The sequence below is a fragment of the Pseudoalteromonas sp. 0303 genome (genome assembly GCF_013349995.1).
Classification (GTDB): domain Bacteria; phylum Pseudomonadota; class Gammaproteobacteria; order Enterobacterales; family Alteromonadaceae; genus Pseudoalteromonas.
This window is the reverse complement of sequence record NZ_JABVXF010000137.1, coordinates 1-466: the sequence shown is the minus strand read 5'-3', so window position 1 is coordinate 466 and position 466 is coordinate 1. Positions and strand designations below refer to the sequence as shown.

The 466-nt window shown below is 38.8% G+C and carries 1 protein-coding gene; it reads right to left on the bottom strand.

Annotated features, from left to right (window positions below):
- Nucleotides 1-263 (bottom strand): hypothetical protein (locus HUS62_RS23580; RefSeq protein ID WP_220095115.1); only part of this gene is annotated, 263 nt, incomplete at its 3' end.
- Between the last annotated feature and the right edge of the window lie 203 nt (nt 264-466).

Below are 466 nucleotides of genomic sequence, written 5' to 3'. Positions count from 1 at the left end.
AAAGAGCGTACTAGTTTACTGTCTGCCAGTCTCAATAAGCGAGCTGATCGCGTGATTTTACGCCAAGATTTACGCTGCTCAACGGCGATATGTTGCTGTGAGGTTGTAGTGGTATTGAATAGCGCAAGGTACACACTTTGCAATGCAATCCGAATGCAATTGCTTGGTGTAAGTACAGGTTGAGAAACATGAGGATACAAGCGTTTAAGTTTAAGCTTTAACTCACGTTTTTTATTGTTATCTAATTTAATAAACAATGACAAAAAAAGTACAAAGAAGGGGAGTAAAATCGCTCCCAATAGACTCATTTTGTGTTGGTTGTAATAACTATAAAATTTTATAAATACGAAGCGGACAAGTTGCTTCGTTAAAAACAACCCTAAAATACTTTTAAGTAGTCGGTGTGTGATACCGAGTGAATGGATGCTATTGGTCATTCTGACTCGCGCGGCTTACAAGCCAACCG